This is a genomic window from Guyparkeria hydrothermalis, assembly GCF_023555375.1.
In the GTDB taxonomy this organism is placed as follows: domain Bacteria; phylum Pseudomonadota; class Gammaproteobacteria; order Halothiobacillales; family Halothiobacillaceae; genus Guyparkeria; species Guyparkeria hydrothermalis.
Genome location: NZ_JAJSEE010000001.1, coordinates 164,212 through 178,464, shown reverse-complemented (window position 1 = coordinate 178,464; position 14,253 = coordinate 164,212). Strand labels below are relative to the sequence as shown.

General features: G+C 63.9%; 13 protein-coding genes. 10 read left to right on the top strand and 3 right to left on the bottom strand.

Annotated features, from left to right (window positions below):
* Window positions 1-66 precede the first annotated feature (66 nt).
* The 10 genes from LV475_RS00820 to LV475_RS00775 all read left to right on the top strand — a co-directional run bounded on the left by LV475_RS00820 (window position 67) and on the right by LV475_RS00775 (window position 10,856).
* On the top strand, window positions 67-1,899 hold the full coding sequence (locus LV475_RS00820) for a hypothetical protein (protein ID WP_136867182.1): 1,833 nt from the start codon (window positions 67-69) through the stop codon (window positions 1,897-1,899).
* 641 nt (window positions 1,900-2,540) lie between these two features.
* Entirely contained in the window at window positions 2,541-3,332 is a 792-nt protein-coding gene (locus LV475_RS00815; RefSeq protein WP_211238810.1) for a M23 family metallopeptidase, read from the top strand.
* A 112-nt stretch (window positions 3,333-3,444) separates the two neighbouring features.
* Entirely contained in the window at window positions 3,445-4,203 is a 759-nt protein-coding gene (locus LV475_RS00810) for an ATP-binding protein (RefSeq protein WP_136867180.1), read from the top strand.
* A gap of 7 nt (window positions 4,204-4,210) precedes the next feature.
* Window positions 4,211-4,798, top strand: a complete 588-nt coding sequence (locus tag LV475_RS00805; protein WP_211238809.1) for a GDSL-type esterase/lipase family protein — start codon at window positions 4,211-4,213, stop codon at window positions 4,796-4,798.
* A gap of 138 nt (window positions 4,799-4,936) precedes the next feature.
* On the top strand, window positions 4,937-5,461 hold the full coding sequence (locus tag LV475_RS00800; protein WP_136867179.1) for a GNAT family N-acetyltransferase: 525 nt from the start codon (window positions 4,937-4,939) through the stop codon (window positions 5,459-5,461).
* Between the two features lie 265 nt (window positions 5,462-5,726).
* Window positions 5,727-7,043 (top strand): DedA family protein, encoded by a 1,317-nt coding sequence (locus tag LV475_RS00795; protein WP_169303624.1) that lies wholly within the window; start codon window positions 5,727-5,729, stop codon window positions 7,041-7,043.
* 209 nt (window positions 7,044-7,252) lie between these two features.
* Complete coding sequence (locus LV475_RS00790; RefSeq protein ID WP_136867177.1) at window positions 7,253-7,564, top strand: hypothetical protein; 312 nt, start codon at window positions 7,253-7,255, stop codon at window positions 7,562-7,564.
* The gene (locus tag LV475_RS11110; RefSeq protein ID WP_136867176.1) at window positions 7,561-8,790 is read left to right on the top strand and encodes a PqqD family protein; all 1,230 of its coding nucleotides are present in this window, start codon (window positions 7,561-7,563) and stop codon (window positions 8,788-8,790) included. Before LV475_RS00790 ends, LV475_RS11110 begins: the two co-directional genes overlap by 4 nt.
* A 110-nt stretch (window positions 8,791-8,900) precedes the next feature.
* Window positions 8,901-9,536 carry a DUF2459 domain-containing protein gene (locus tag LV475_RS00780; RefSeq protein WP_250105551.1) on the top strand — a complete coding sequence of 212 codons (636 nt, stop codon included), beginning with the start codon at window positions 8,901-8,903 and terminating at the stop codon, window positions 9,534-9,536.
* A 192-nt stretch (window positions 9,537-9,728) separates the two neighbouring features.
* The gene (locus LV475_RS00775; RefSeq protein WP_136867175.1) at window positions 9,729-10,856 is read left to right on the top strand and encodes a histone deacetylase; all 1,128 of its coding nucleotides are present in this window, start codon (window positions 9,729-9,731) and stop codon (window positions 10,854-10,856) included.
* A 152-nt stretch (window positions 10,857-11,008) separates the two neighbouring features.
* Here LV475_RS00775 and LV475_RS00770 read toward each other — a convergent pair whose 3' ends face one another.
* The 3 genes from LV475_RS00770 to LV475_RS00760 all read right to left on the bottom strand — a co-directional run bounded on the left by LV475_RS00770 (window position 11,009) and on the right by LV475_RS00760 (window position 14,236).
* A complete protein-coding gene (locus LV475_RS00770) occupies window positions 11,009-12,469 on the bottom strand; it encodes a helicase HerA-like domain-containing protein (protein WP_250105550.1) in 1,461 nt (486 codons plus the stop codon).
* A gap of 305 nt (window positions 12,470-12,774) precedes the next feature.
* Window positions 12,775-13,368: an SCO family protein gene (locus LV475_RS00765; RefSeq protein ID WP_247709512.1), complete on the bottom strand. Its 594-nt coding sequence runs from the start codon at window positions 13,366-13,368 to the stop codon at window positions 12,775-12,777.
* 4 nt (window positions 13,369-13,372) lie between these two features.
* On the bottom strand, window positions 13,373-14,236 hold the full coding sequence (locus LV475_RS00760) for a cytochrome c oxidase assembly protein (RefSeq protein ID WP_136867173.1): 864 nt from the start codon (window positions 14,234-14,236) through the stop codon (window positions 13,373-13,375).
* Window positions 14,237-14,253 lie beyond the last annotated feature (17 nt).

The window sequence follows — 14,253 nt, the reverse complement described above, 5'->3', positions numbered from 1 at the left end:
AAGCCCGCTTTGAGCGGGCTTTTATTTTGTTATATCGACGCATTGCTGCTCATCAGAGGGATCTGAATGTTAATTATTATTGCTTTATTGAGTCTGATTGTTATTTCAATTTTATATAAAATGAGAAAACAAAGAGTGACGATGCGAGAAACCTCCGGTCCTGCCTCTGTCTTTTTGGCTAATGTTGTTGGCCTTTCATTAGTGATTGGCACCGGACCCGTTGTTTATATATATATTTCCCAGTTCTTCCTCCCGTCTCCTGAGTCCGTCAGTCGAATGTTAGTGACGCCAGTATCCGGATTAGGTGATTGGCTGAGCGCGTCATTTGTCTGGTATTCGTTGGCGTTGGCTTTTGTGTTGATATTTGCGGCTTTTAACGCTGTTTCTTATAGATTCGTTTTTGCCGTCTCTTTTTCTCTAAACTTTGTTATTCAGGTTGCGGTTGGGGCGGTATATCAGGCGATATCTGACGGCTTATCACTAGACATTTTGTGGATCCTTCTTGTTTTGTCACTATTTGGATCGGTTTTTGTGGCCGGTTTTGTTGTTATCTTGAAGCATCTTGGTGAAATGGCGGTGGGTCAGCGCCACTTATCATTTCGCGTTAGGCGGAGTATAGAGGTGATGGCCCCAGTTGTTTCTGGGTTTGTCTTTAATGTGTTTGTCTACATTGCTGTTTGGCTCCTTTTTTACGTTCAGCCTGTGTATATCGAGGGAAGCCTTAAGGGAGAGTTTTATATTACGTATGTTCTTCAAGATGGTTTCGACGAAAAAGCGGATGACTCTTCATTTGGTCCCACGTCGAATTCACTAATTTTTTCTAAAAAAGAATTCGAGTCAGACAGGGTCAGGTGGCTCAGTCCCAAAAGTGTTCATTCTTTGGAATGGCGCAAAGATGTCCCTGAGTCAACCTGGGACCTTCAGGTTTACTTTCCAGTCGAGTGCCATCAGGACTTAGATCAGCTTGAAATCTCCGAAGGAGACAGGCCTTATTGGGTATTTCCTGACGTGCAGAATTTTTCCGCTCAATATCTCTCTGGGGGTTCGGATTTAACTCTAGGGGTGGTGTCGGAAGATGATGATAAATTTGGCCTTGATACAAAAGAAAATATTCGGATGTTACGGTTTGACGAAAGTGAAGATGGTCGCACAAAAGCTTCGCTTTTTATTACTGGCGGCGCGTTGCGTTATTGGACAGCATCGAGTGATATGTCAGCATTTATGTCGTCGATAATGGTTGATTATGATTCCTCTGGTATGGTGCCCGCGGTTCGTGACCTTGTGATCGAAGTGGATGGGGAGGAGCGCCGAATAAGCTTTAACCCTGTGCCTTTTTCAAGAGCAGACTCCAAGCTCGATTGTCGGATGGCGGGTCTTGATGATCTGGGTGAAGGCAATTTTGAAGTGGACACCGAGGTTGCCATGTCGGGTGTTCTTTTTCAGCTCGTTAGAAAAGATGAGTTCTCGTTTTTAAAAATCAGTGAAGATAATACCTTGAATGTGTATGGAGGAGGCGGTTGGCTTGTTATTCCGGATTACGATTCTGTTAGCGTGCCGCGCAATGTGGCGCATATAGAGTTTGCGCAAATTGGAGCCCTTGATAGTCAAGAAGTCCGAATTGAAGGCGAAACTCATGAGTTGGAATCAGGTGCGGCTATGGAGCTTCGTGGCGCGCGCTCCTCTTTTCGACCCTTGAGCGCCGACGAGATCAAATATAATGGCACCGTCGATATCGTCTATATGGAAGGAGTAAGGCTCAATGAGACGTGGTGGGAACGCATGGGGGGAGAAACGAAGATTTTTGTAGCGGGTATTCTTTTGAATATGATTGGCGCTTTTCTATGGTTTGTTCATAAACTCTTGAAAAATCATGGGGTGCCGTCGGGTGGAAACGGATAGCCTGTCTTCAGGTGGAAGGGGTTACTTGGGGGCGCACGCCCTTAACCGCGAAAAAGGGGTGAGAACCCTTTAGCGTGATGGGCTCTTCTTCGCACGCTCTTACGTGAAGCGATTTCTCTGCTGTGCAGTGCTCAGCGCGCGAGGCACTTTCTCTTGCTTGCCCAAGAGAAAGTGCCCAAAGAGAAGGGCACCCCTCGCCTTGGCCCTGCGGGCTTCCCTCCCGTCCGGGGTACCGCGGACGGGTCGGTTCGACGCGACGTCCTGTCGCGGCGAACCTCGGGGCGGCGTCCATGCCGCCCCGACCCTGCGGCACCCCGGCCGCTCGGCAAGGCGAAGGGGACTTCCCCGCCCGATGACTCCCTGCCATGTATATTTAAGCTGTGAGTTCCACCGTTCTTGGTAGCTGATGTCAGATATTGTTTGGAAGAACATCCGCGCAGCGAACGATGCACTGCTGTGGGGCTCGCGCGGGACACCTACTCGTTGCTCCAGTTGCCTTTCACCACACCGTTGTGCACTTCTGGATCAGCGCTGTGAGTGAAAGTCTTCCTATTGCGTTCGCGGCTTACCCATTGCTCCTTTCGGGGGCCGCTCTTGTTTGGCTGATTAGCCGTGGGCGCCGGGATCGGCTCGATTGGGCAGTGCTGGTGTTGACCAGTGGCAGCATCATGGCCTTCGCCTTCCTCGCGGGCAGCTGGGCCTTCACAAGCTATTACCTGCGGTACGTTTTTCCTGGGTTGTTCGCCGTTGTCGCGGTGTTCCTGTTCTTCCGGATATGGCACGGCAGCCCTCATGGCCGGGCTCGCGTCGGCGGGATCACGGTCCTGCGTGCGTCGGTATTTCTCCTGTTCTCGGTGCTCAACGCTCTGGCGATCGCGTCGTATTATCCCTCGGGCGAGACCCTTGATGTCGATTTCCCGCTCGGCTCCGGCACTTATTACGTGCTCCAGGGCGGGGGCAGTGCCGTCACCAACCCCTTCCACGCCCTGAGTGGCGACAGGAAGGCTGTCGACATCGTCAAGCTCAACCGGTTTGGCAATCGCGCGGACGGTATTGCTCCGCGTGCGTTGAGCGCCTACGAAATCTTCGGCGAGAGACTCCATAGCCCATGCCAAGGGCCCATCGACCGGGTTCGTGCCGGTCTGCCGGACAACCCGCCGGGACACCCGGACACGGAGCAGTCGGAGGGCAACTATGTCGTAGTGCGGTGTGATGAGGCGGATATCTTCATGGCCCACTTGAAGCAAGGCAGCATCAGAGTGGCGCCAGGGGAGGTCGTTACGGCGGGGCAACCGTTGGCCGAAGTCGGCAACTCGGGAAACAGCCTCGAACCGCACCTCCACATCAGTGCGAGCGAGAACGGCAGGGAGATCGGGCTTCGATTCGGTGGCCGGTCGGTCGCGATCAACAGCGTGATCCGCCGAGGGGAATAAGTGCACGACGAGGGGCTTTAGCCGGCCGCTCGGCAAGGCGAAGGGGGCTCTCGGCTCGAGGGTTCCATGCCATGTATATTTCAGGTCTCACTCCCACCGATCCTGGTAGCTGATGTCGGATATTGATTGGCATAACACCCACGCGGCCATCTGGCGCGCCGGTTCGCAACGACTGCGCCCGGTGCACCGGGTCGATCCGGTCGTCCCCGAGCAGTTGCTGGGTGTCGAGCGCCAGAAGGGCGCGCTGTTAGAGAACACCCGGCGCTTTCTTCACGGTCGCGGCGCGAACAATGCGCTGCTGTGGGGGTCGCGCGGGACGGGCAAGTCGTCGCTGATCAAGGCGATGCTCAATGCTTACGGCGAGCAGGGCCTGCGGATGATCGAGGTGGACGCCGATGACCTGGGTGATCTGCCGGAGATCATCGACCCGCTGCTGGACCTGCCGCAGCGCTTCGTCATCTTCTGCGACGACCTCTCCTTCGAGCAGGGTGATTCCCGCTATAAGGGTCTCAAGCGCGTGCTGGAGGGTTCGCTGGAGCTGCCGCCGGAGAACGTGGTGGTCTATGCCAGCTCCAACCGCCGGCACCTGTTGCCCGAGCAGGCGAGCGACAACGACGGGGCGCGGGTGGTCGACACCGAGCTGCACCACACCGATGCCGTCGAGGAGAAGATCTCGCTCTCCGACCGGTTCGGCCTGTGGCTGTCGTTCTACCCGATCAGCCAGCCGGAGTACCTGGAGATCGTCGACTTCTACTTCCGCGACTGGACAGGCGACCGCGACGAGCTGCACGCGGAAGCCATCAAGTTCGCCCAGACCCGCGGCGTGCGCAGCGGCCGGGTCGCGCGGCAGTTCTTCAATCACTGGGGTTGAACGGCGAGTGAGCGATATCCGTATTTGCTACGTGGGCGATTCCTTGGTCAACGGCACCGGCGACGAGTCGGTGCTGGGCTGGGTCGGGCGGCTATGTCGTGATGCCCACGGCCAGGGCGTTCCCGTGACCAGTTACAACCTCGGCGTGCGCCGGGATACCAGTCGTGATTTGTGGCGGCGGCTGGAGGCCGAGTGCGCGCCCAGGCTGCCTCCCCAGTGTGATGGGCGCATCGTCCTGTCCTGCGGGGTCAATGACACTACGTGGGAAGGCGGAGAGACGCGCGTGCCGTTCGAGGAGTCGGTCACGAATCTTGATGCGATGCTCGCGTTCGCGAGCCGCTATCCCTGCCTGTTCGTGGGGCCGCCACCGGTCGACGATGACGGCCATAATGGGCGGATCGGCCACCTGTCGGATGCCTTTGCCGAGCGGTGCGGGGAACGCGGCGTGACCTTCATCGATCTCTTCGGCCCGCTGGTCGATGATGCCGTCTACCGGATCGCGGTGCGAGCGGGGGACGGAGCCCACCCGGACAGCCGTGGGTATGAGCGCCTGGCGGCGGTGGTCGGCGCCAACCCGGGCTGGTGGTTCCGTTAGGGCATCTTGGCTCGGTCCGACCCCCCATCGTCGGATCGTCGGGGCGAGTTGCATGCCGAGGCGCTCACGTTCGCCCAGACCCGTGGCGTGCGCAGCGACCGCGTCGTATCCGAGCTCTTCAACGCCTATGGTTGAGCCATGAACACACCGGTCACCATCCGTCCCGAGACCGCGGCTGATATCGAGGCGATCGCCGCGGTCACCCAGGCCGCCTTCGCCGCGGTGGAGATCAGCGAGCACACCGAGCAGTACATCGTCGAGGCCCTGCGCGCCGTCGATGCGCTGACCGTCTCGCTGGTCGCCGAACGGGGCGGGCGGGTCGTCGGTCACATTGCCTTCTCCCCGGTGACGATCTCCGACGGCACGTCCGGCTGGTACGGCCTCGGACCGGTCTCGGTCCTGCCGGCGTATCAGCGTCAGGGCATCGGGGCGGCCTTGATCCGCGAGGGTCTGACGCACTTGCAATCCCTCGATGCTCAGGGTTGCTGCCTGGTCGGCCATCCGGACTACTACCCGCGCTTCGGCTTCAAGAACCCATCCGATCTCGCGGTCGAGGGCGTCCCGCCCGACGTCTTCTTCGTCCTGCCGTTCGACGGCCCTGTCCCGCACGGCACCGTCCGCTTTCATGAGGCGTTTCGGGCGACTGGGCCCGTCGATCGGTGACCGTAAGGGTGTTGCCTGACGCCGGGCGCACTGAATCATTTCCTGCGATACCCGTTCCTGCGATACCCGCCTCCGTATGAAGAGCCACCGGCTTTGAGGAAACCAATAAGGGCCGGCCGAGTCTTCAACCTAGCTCAAGGCGCGGCTGAATCGCGCCGGGTTTCCCTGGCTATACTTTTTCGTTCCCGCTCAACCGCACACGGGTGAAGTCATCGACAAGCTTCTTCAGTCGGCCCTGGAGCTCTCTCCCCTGACGATCTATGTCGTGCTTGGGGTGCTCTGCTGGGCCGAGGCCGCGTTCTTTCTCGGTTTCTTCACGCCCGGCGAGGTGGCCGTGGTGATCGGCGGCATCCTCGCCTCTCGGGGGCAGGTCGAGATGGGGCCGCTGCTCGGGGTCGTGCTGTCGGCGACGCTGCTGGGGAATGCGACCGGGTTTTATGTCGGCCGTCGCTGGGGTGTGAGGATGCTGCACTGGGCGCCGCTGGAGCGTTACTTCGGCCGGTCGATCCAGCGGGTGCAGGAATTCATGCAGCGACGGGGCGAGTGGGCCATCGTGCTGGGGCGGGTCTCGACGCCCACCCGCATCATCGTGCCGTTTCTCGCCGGCGCGTCGCAGCTCTCCTACCGGCGTTTCCTGCTGTTCGACGTGCCGGCGAGCCTGATCTGGGCCGCCACCTACCTCACGCTTGGTGTCGTGCTGGGGGCGTCCTGGAAGGTGCTGCAGGACGTCACCGGGACCGCCGCGCTGCTGGTGCTGATCCTGTTCATCACGGCCCTGCTCATCCGCTGGGCGGCCGCCCGCATCGCGGCCAACCGCTATCGCGTGGAGCAGGCGTTTCTGTGGGCATTGCGGATCACCGGCACGCGGGGCGTCGTCCTCCGGCTGGCGCCGGGGTTCTACTGGCTCAGCCGCCGCTTCAACCCGAGCCTGGCCCAGGGGTTGAGCCTGACCCTCGGTTTCCTCGTGCTGCTGATGGCCGCCGGTGCGATCGGCCTCGTGGTCAGCCAGACGCGGGCGGTCGCGGGCCTGGCGCTGATCGATTTTCCGGTCCTCGAATGGATGGGGGCGGTGAAAACCGAGGAGGCCGTCGCGGTTGCGCGCGGCGCGCTGTGGGCCTTCCAGTGGCCGGGCATCCTCGTCGTGGTCATGCCGTTGATGGCGTTCGTGTGCTGGCGCGCCGGGTGGGCGGCGGCGCTGCGTATCGGGGTGGGTGTCCTCGGTGCGGCCGGTGGCGCCCATGTCCTCGATCACTTCGTGCTCGAAGGCGTGGTCCCCAACGCGGAATTCCCGTCGGTGCCGGTCGCGGCGGCCGCCGCGCTCCTGGTGCAGACGACGGCATTCACCTTCCGAGTGTCGAATTGGCAGCCGGCGGTGGTCTACGCCGGCATCGGCACCTTCGTGCTCTTTACGCTCTCGCTGGCCACCCTCGTGGCGGGCTGGTCCGCCCCCTCGGGCATCGTGTTGGGGCTGGCGCTGGGCATGGCGTGGGCCACGATGGTGGAGCTGCTGATGCGCATCCTGGGCTCGGCACGCGTCCATCACGTGCCCGCACCGGAACCCCCGCCGGCATCCGATGACTGAGGGCGGGTCGCCATGGGCGTGAGCCGCGGGCAGGGCCTGCGGTGGCCGTGGCGTTGCGTCGCCCCTCGTCTGGCACTTTTGCCGGTCCTCCCTGTCAGAAACGGAAGATCGTGACCCACGTTATGTGTCTGGCTATGTATCTGGCAAAGCCGATGGCCAGGCGTCCGGGTCGCGAGGTTTCTTCCACTGACTGAAACGGGGGATGGTCCATGAGTGATCACCAGTCTGATGCAACCTATCGCCGCCGTCGTCGCCTGCTCATTACCCTCGGCGCCGGCCTGGCCGGGGCCTACGTGGCACCGACGCTGGTCAACGTGGCCGGGGCGCATCCGGGGCCGCATCGACACGGCAGTGGGAGCTTCTCGCGACCCAGCTACAGCCGGCCCAGCGGCAAGCACCATCATCACCACGGCCACCACGAGTACCGCGAGCGTCGCTACTATCGGGATGACCGGCGGCATCACCACCATCGTGATTCCGAGCTGCGGCTGAACATCCTCCTGCATCCCAGCCGGTGGTGACGCGCGTCGGCACCGCCATCGAGGCGCACGATCTCGTCCTGCCGGGGATTGGCCCGGCGGTGCGCGTGTCGGGCTGCCCGGATGTCGTCGCCGCGTTCACGGCGGCCCTGCCGGGCTGGTCGATCGACGCGGTGCCGGCGACCGGGCTGGCCCCGTCGATTCGACTGGAGGCCGTGGACGGGGGATGTCGTCACGTCTCGCCGTCCTACCCCCGGGGGCTGACCCACCAGTCGCCGGTGTCGGCGGCCTGCGCCGTCGTCGCCGACGTCATCGAGCGTTTCCTCGAGCTCAACCCGCAATGGGTCGGGCTGCATTGCGCCTCGGTGGAGTTGAACGGGCGGCTGGTCCTGTTCCCGGAGACCCACCGGGCGGGCAAGAGCACCCTGGTGGCCGCGTTGGCCGGCGGGGGATTGCGGGTATTCGGCGACGACGTGCTGGTGCTCGACGACGAGGGGCCGGGCCGTACGCGGGGGATGGCGATGGGCGTGGCCCCGCGGTTGCGCCTGCCGCTGCCCATGCCGCCGGCGGTGGACGTGAGCCTGCTGCAGTACGCCGAGACGCACGCGGGGCCGGAGGACGACCGGTATCGCTACCTCGACCTGCCCGAGGGACAGCTCGCCGAGCACGGCGAGGCCCTGCCGCTCGGGGCGGTGGTGCTGCTCGAACGTGACGAGCGACTGACCGAGGCCGAGCTGGTGCCGCTCGCGCCGGGCGACGGATTGACGCGGCTGTTGCGCCAGCACTTTGCCCACGACCTGCCCAGCGAGGCCCTGATGGCGCGCTTCCTGCCGTTGATGCAGTCGCTGCCGTGCCGGTTGCTGCGCTACCCCGAGCCGCTGGCCGCGACGCGACGTCTGCTTGCCGCGATGCCCGGCGTGATCGACGGCGTGGAAGAGGCCTCTCCGGCGGCGGCCGGGGTTTCCGGTCCCCGGCGGCAAACCGCCGCCGTGGACGCCGACGATCGCTGGCAGGCCGCCACCGCCGTGCGCGAGTACGAGCTGGAGGCCGATCGCTTCCTGATCCATGTGCCCAGCGGGGCGATCTACCGCCTGAACGCCACCGGTCAGCTGGTGTGGGGCCTGCTCAAGGAAGAGGCCATCAGTGGCCGGGAGATCGCCGGGCTATTGGGCGAGCTGCACACCACCGTCCCGTCGAGCCAGATCCGGGTGGACGTGCAGGCGCTGCTGGCCGACCTGGTCCATGCGGAGCTGGTCGTGCCCGCGTGAGTTTGGCGGGGAGATGGGGTCAGAACTATTTTTTGATGCGCGATTTCCTATCACGATCAACCGGGTGGCCTACGCTGTCGTCTATCCGCACACATCGGTAACGAGTGGACATGGCACGACATCCCCGGCGTGGTTCCTGGCGGTCGGCTTGCCTCGCCCTGTTGGGTGGGGTGGCGTTGTTGATGGGCGGATGCACGACAACCATCGTGGCGCCTGCGTCGGTGGAGCGTCCGCAATCGGTGTTCGTGCTGGACCACGGTCGTCATTCGAGCCTGGTGCTGCCGCACCCGCAGGGTTTCGTTCGCTATGCCTACGGTGACTGGGCCTGGTATGCCGAGGTGGATACCGGATGGATGCAGGCCATTGATGCAGTGCTGTTTCCGTCACGTGCCGGTCTGGGGCGACGCCAGACCGACCGGCCAGCGACCCGAGAGGGACTGCGTGAGGGGTCGCGGGTCGGTATCCAGGCGATCCACGAGGTCGAGGTGGATGCCGATCGGGTGACCGCGTTGCGGGATTCGCTCGAAACCCATCACCAAGAGAACCTCGCAAGCGTGAAGGAGAACCCCACCTACGATCTCGCCTTCGTCGAGTACCCGGAGCCCTACGCGTTCTGGCACAACTCCAACCACAAGGTGGCCGATTGGTTGCGTCGGCTGGGATGCACCATCGAGGGTACGGCGTTCTGGGCACAGTGGCGGGTGATCAGGTCCGAGGATGGGCGAGGGCGAGTCCTCGGCGACTGAGCGGGTCGCAACGGTATCGTCGGCGGGGTCGGTGAGGCGCGACGGGGCCGCTTTCGTGCTACGGCCTCGTTGGCTCTCGGTCGGTCTTTAGTCAGTCCGACACCATCGCCCGTCCCGGCCGGTGAAAACCCGCTACGCTCTGTGATCGGGACGCCGCCGGCCGTTCCCTGCTCGGAGCGTCGAGGTGTGGCAATGGGAAGACGGGTGCTGATCTACTACGACGCGCGGATGCTGGGTCACGACCCGGCCGGCTGGGACGTCGAGCACCCCGAGTGGAGCGAGGCGGTCAAGGCGATGATCGCGCACCAGTACCCCGATGCCAGCTTGGATACCTACCGTTATCCCGAGGGCCCCAGGCGGTTGACCGCGATCATCGATGCCCTCGAGGACCAGCCACTGGGCGGGCTCGACTGGCGGCCGGTCACGGCCGCCTCCACGACGCAGTTGCAGCGCGTGCACGCCGGCCCGTATCTCTCCTACATCGATTCGCTCGTGGGCCAATCGGGTTGGCTGGCCCAGGACACCACGGCCGTCTCGCCCGATAGCGTGGCTGCCGCACGCCTTGCGGCGGGCGCCGGCGTGGGGGCCTGCGAGGCGGTTGCCGCGGGGGAAGGCCGGTACGCCTTCTGCATCGTCCGCCCGCCGGGGCATCACGCCCTGGTGGACCGCCCGATGGGCTTCTGCCTGTACAACAACATCGCCGTGGCCGCCGCCCACGCCCGGGCCTCGCTGGGCTACCAGCGGGTGATGATCTGGGACTGGGACATGCACCACGGCAACGGCACCCAGGCATTGTTCTACGACGACCCCGCGGTCCTGGTGATCGACAGTCATGTCGAGGCGCCGTTCTATCCCGGGACGGGCCACATCGAGGAGATCGGCGCGGGGGCCGGCCACGGCTACCACCTGAACGTGCCGCTGCCGCGGGGTTGCGGCAATGCAGCCCTGCTGGACGTGTTCGAGCACGTTGTACGGCCGGCGGCACGAGCGTACCGGCCAGAGCTGATCCTGATCTCGGCGGGGTTCGATTGCCATTATCTCGACCAGACCTGCGCGATGGACGAGACCGGCTATGCCGCGCTCGCCGCGCGGGTCAGCGCGCTGGCGGAAGAGTGCTGTGACGGGCGTCTGGTGATGATGCTCGAGGGCGGTTACAGCCCCGAGGGACTCTCGTCGAGCGTCTACGCGGTGATCGATGCCCTGGCCGGGCATGCCGTCGATACCGTCAACGTCCTGCCCGAGGACCTGGGTTGCGCCGCCGTCGCCCGGGCGGCGCGTTTCCATGCCGACACCATTGCGGCTATCGCGCGTCATCCGTAAACGGGGTCAGAACCCTTTCGGGGCGGGCCGTTGATCGACCGACGCCCCACGGCCCGCTAGAGGAGATCATCGCGGTGCCGGCAGGCGAGCGCGAAGCGATGGGAGAACACGACCCTTGCTCGGTGCCGTGATGCCGGGGCGTGGGTGGTGGGTCAGCGCTTGCCCGATAACGCCCCGAGCAGGCCGCGCACCAGGTGCCGACCGAGCTGGGTGCCGAAGCTGCGTGCGGCGCTCTTGAGGAAGGCTACGCCGGCCGAGTCGCCTCGGGAGGTGGATTTCCCCTTGGTCGTCGGCTGGGCGTCGGCCTGCTCGTCCAGGGCCTTCTGGCGTGCCTCGGTGCGCCGTGCCAGCTCCTCGTAGGCCGAATCCCGGTCATTGACCGTGTCGTACTGCCCGGCCAGTGGCGAGCGCGACAGCAGCTCGGCGCGTTCCGCGGCCGACAGGGGCCCCATGCGCGAGCGGGGCGGCACGATCAAGGTGCGTTGCACCGCCTGCGGTCGGCCCTTGGTATCCAGGACCGAGACCAGCGCCTCGCCGATGCCCAGGTCGGTCAGGGTCGCCTCCACGTCGAGGCCCGGGTTGGCCGGGAAGTTCTGCGCCGCCGCCCGGATCGCCTTGCGGTCCTTGGGCGTGAAGGCGCGCAGGGCGTGCTGGAGCTTGAGCCCGAGTTGCCCCAGTACCGCCTCGGGCACGTCGGTGGGGCTTTGCGTGACAAAGTAAACGCCCACGCCCTTGGAGCGGATCAGGCGTACCACCTGCTCGATCTTCTCCAGCAGCGCCGGCGTGGCCTGGTCGAACAGCAGGTGGGCCTCGTCGAAGAAGAACACCAGCTTGGGTAGTGCGGCGTCACCGGCCTCGGGCAATTCCTCGAACAGCTCGGCCAGCAACCAGAGTAGAAACGCGCTGTAGAGCCGCGGCGACTCGCGGTAGAGGCGGGTGGCGTCCAGCAGGCTGATCACGCCGCGCCCGGAAAAGTCCGTGCGCATCAGGTCCTTGAGTTCGACGGCTGGCTCGCCGAAGAAATGGTCGCCACCTTGTTCCTCGAGCACCAGCAGGCGGCGCTGGATGGCCCCGAGGCTGGCCGGCGCCAGGTTGCCGTATTCCTGCGAGAGCTCGCTGCGATGCTCGCCCATCCAGTTGAGCATCGAGCGCAGGTCCTTGAGGTCGAGCAGCAGAAGACCCTCGTCGTCGGCGATGCGGAAGGCCGCGTAGAGAACGCCCTCCTGGGTGTCGTTGAGTTCGAGCAGCGAGCCGAGCAGCAACGGCCCCATTTCCGAGACGGTGGTGCGTATGGGATGGCCGGACTCACCGAACAGGTCCCAGAACAGCACCGGCGAGGCCTCGGCCCGGTAGTCCGGCACCGGGATGCGTTCGACCCGTTCGTCCACCTTGGGGTGGGGCGTGGCGGCGGCCGCCAGTCCGGAAAGATCGCCCTTGATGTCGGCGGCGAAGACCGGCACGCCCAGCCGGGAGAAGCTCTCGGCGAGGATCTGCAGGCTGACGGTCTTGCCGGTGCCCGTCGCCCCGGCGATCAGGCCGTGACGATTGCTCATCCGGCCCAGTTGGTTCACGGCGTGACCGTCGGCCCCGCCTACCAGTACGTGTTCGCTCATCGCCGTGGCTCCCTGTCGACGCCTGCAATGCCATCGAACATACACCAGCGCCCCGGGGCAGGCCATCGGTCTCGATCGCCCTTGCGCCTGCGGCTGACACGGCCGCGACGGGTGCCTAAATGTAGTCGTCTTCGGGGCAAGCCCCGGAATCGCGATGGCTGGAGATGACGTGCCCGCCAACACGGAAAACCGGTTTTCCCCGGGCCTGTGGCGTGCGAAGTGGCCGGGCCGCGCGGCCGTTCTTCACTCGCCTGAGCTGACCCAGACGCTGACTCAACGACAACGGCCGCCGTGCCGAGGCCGGATCAACCGGACGATTGCTCGATCAGATTCCGGAGATCCTCGGTGATATTGGCGGTCTTGGCCTGCTCGTCGATCAGCAGGCGGACCTTGCCCTGCGGATCGAACACGAACACCGCGCCGCTGTGGTTGACGATGTAAAACCCGTCCTCACGCGGCTTTTCGTAGCTGAAGGCAACGCGGTAACGCTTGGCGACGGCTTTGAGTTGCTTCTGGGTGCCGGTCAGGCCGACGAGGTCGGGGGTGAATTCGGTGACGTAGTCGTCGAGCACCTTCTTGTCGCGCTTGGGGTCGACCGCCACGAAGAGGATCTCGACCTTGTCGGCCTGGTCGCCCAGCTCCCGGGTTGCGGCGGCCAGCTTGCTGAGGGCGACCGGGCAGACATGCTGGCAGCTGGTGTAGCCGAAGAACATCAGGGTGATCTTGCCGCGATAGTCTTCGGCGGTGACCGGTTGGCCGGTGTGGTCGGTCAGCTCGAACTCGAGGTCCGGCATGACGCCGGTGATGTCATGACCGTGCCACTGGTTGGATGCCTCCCCGCTGCAACCGAGCAGGAACAGGGGAAGTAGCCAAAGGATCAGGTGTTTGGATTGCGACACGATCTCACCTCGCACAACGAAGGGTGGGGGAAACGGGTTTCTCGACGTGACGGCTCCGGCGGTTCCATCGATGCACTAGCACCAGCCCACCGACAAAGCTCATCATCGCCGCGGGTACCCAGGTAAGCAGGCCGCCGATCGCCTGGTCCGTCAGGGGGGTGATCGGCAGGATGCGGCCGCAGGCGGCGTAGATGCCGAACAGGTCGTGATCGCTCAGGGCGATGTACGCACCGAGGGCGATCTGCGGAAACATCACCAGGAACAGCACCAGCAGGCGGTAGCCGTAATGGCGCATGTCGCTCGCGCCCGGCGCGCGCAGGTTGAAGATCATCCACCAGAACAGCAGCCCGTCGATCGCCATGCCCCAGTTCATCGTGTTGTAGAGCGGCACGTTGAGCATGGCGTAGAAGTGCACCGAGGGGATCAGCCAGAAGTAGATCAGGCCGACGAAGATCGCGCCGGCCACCAGCGGCTCCTGGATCGCGGCGTAGACGTGGCGCAGTAGCCAGTTGCGTCGCAGCGGCGTGACCACGTAACGATGGATGGGCTCGGGCAGGCCGGCTGCCAGAATCGCGGCCGGCGCCGAGACGGCAATCAGGAACGGGGCGACGTGGTGCAGCACCAGGTGCTGCAGGCGATGCATGAAGAAGCTGTGCTGGCCGTAGTAGTCGAACTGGGTCTGCAGCACGACATAGATCGCCACCAGCCCGATCCAGAACATCACGGCCTGGCCCAGCCCGCCGCCTGCCTTGCGCCAACCCCGTTGGTAGAGCAGGCCGGCCCCGATACAGACCAGCAGCACCGTTGGCGAGAAGTCGTACGGCAGGAGGAAGGCGACGCTCTGCTCGAGGATGGTTGGCAGCGTCATGATTTCCTCCCCCGCGG